A 1,643-nucleotide genomic window follows, 5' to 3' on the forward strand; every position below is an offset into this window, starting at 1 on the left:
CTCCAACTAGGCCCCCTGGCCCGACTGGGCACCGCCCTGCTGCTGGCGGTGCCGGTGGCGGCGCTGATCACCGGCGGCGCGGTCGACCAGCTGTCGCTGATGAAGGAATACGTCCAGCAGCACGGCGTGTTCGGCCCGCAGGTGCTGCGCCACCTGCTGCTGGTCGGGCTGGCGCTGGTGCCCACACTGCTGATCGGCGTGCCCCTGGGCATCGCCGCCCACCGCTCCGCCGCCGCGCGCGGGCCGATCTTCTCGGTCCTCGGCATCATCCAGACGGTGCCGTCGATCGCCCTGTTCGGTCTCTTGATCGCGCCGCTCTCCGCCTTGTCCGAGGCCCTGCCCTGGCTCGGCATCAGCGGCATCGGCATCACCCCGGCGGTGATCGCGCTGACCCTCTATTCGCTGCTGCCGATCGCCCGCAACACAGCCGCCGGGCTGGACCAGGTCGAGACCGGGGTGATCGACGCCGCCCGCGGCATCGGCATGACCCCGCGCCAGATCTTCCGCAAGGTCGAGGTGCCGCTGGCCCTGCCGGTGTTCCTGTCCGGCCTGCGCATCACCCTGATCCAGGCGATCGGGCTGACCGCCGTGGCGGCGCTGATCGGCGCCGGCGGGCTGGGCGCCGTGATGTTCCAGGGCCTGTTCGCCAACGCGCTGGACCTGGTGCTGCTGGGCGCCCTGCCGATCATCCTGATGGCGGTGGCGGTCGACGCCGTGTTCCGCATCCTGGTCGCCGCCCTGCAAGCCCCGTCCCCGGGGAGGAGAGCCACATGATCGAGTTCGACCATGTCAGCAAGCAGTTCGACGGCATCAAGGCGGTCGACGACCTGACCCTGGCCATTCCGGACGGCGCCTTCTGCGCCCTGATCGGCTCCTCCGGCTCCGGCAAGTCGACCAGCCTGCGCATGATCAACCGGCTGATCCCGCACTCCTCCGGCACGCTCAGGGTCGGCGGCGAGGATGTGGCGAAGATCCCGGCCGAGGCGCTGCGCCGCCGCATGGGCTATGCCATCCAGTCGATCGGCCTGTTCCCGCACTGGACCGTCGCCCGCAACATCGCCGCGGTGCCGACCCTGCTGGGCTGGCCGCAGGGGAAGATCGACGGCCGGGTGCAGGAACTGCTGGAGCTGCTGCAGCTCGACCCGCGCTTTGCCGCGAAGTACCCGCACCAGCTGTCCGGCGGGCAGCAGCAGCGCGTCGGCGTCGCCCGGGCGCTGGCGGCCGACCCCGAGGTGCTGCTGATGGACGAGCCCTTCGGCGCGCTGGACCCGATCACCCGCGACGCGCTGCAGGGCGAGATGGCACGGATCCACCGCGAGACCGGCAAGACCATCGTCTTCGTCACCCACGACATGGACGAGGCGCTGCGCCTGGCCACCCAGATCGCCATCCTGGACCATGGCCGGCTGGTGCAGCTCGGCAGCCCGCGCGAGATCCTGACCGCGCCGGCCAACGACTTCGTGCGCGACTTCATCGGCCGCGACGACCTGGGGCTGAAGCTGCTGGCGACCGAGACGGCGGCCGACCGAGCGCGGCCCGGCGAGCCGGCGGAGGGCGCGCCGATCCCGGCCGACGCCTCGCTGCGCACCGCCCTGTCGATCCTGGTGGCCCGCCATGCCGACAGCGCCCCGGTGGCAGCGGCC

Annotated in this window: 2 protein-coding genes; both read left to right on the forward strand. The window is 72.0% G+C overall.

The window, feature by feature from the left end; all coding sequences use genetic code 11:
* Positions 1-774, forward strand: a 774-nt coding sequence (locus tag P409_RS33785; RefSeq protein WP_034849012.1) for an ABC transporter permease, incomplete at its 5' end; no start/stop codon positions are given.
* A partial coding sequence (locus tag P409_RS33790; RefSeq protein ID WP_034849014.1) for an ABC transporter ATP-binding protein occupies positions 771-1,643 on the forward strand: 873 nt, incomplete at its 3' end. The genes P409_RS33785 and P409_RS33790, both read left to right, overlap by 4 nt.

It is taken from the genome of Inquilinus limosus MP06 (assembly GCF_000767795.1).
Lineage (GTDB): Bacteria > Pseudomonadota > Alphaproteobacteria > DSM-16000 > Inquilinaceae > Inquilinus > Inquilinus limosus_E.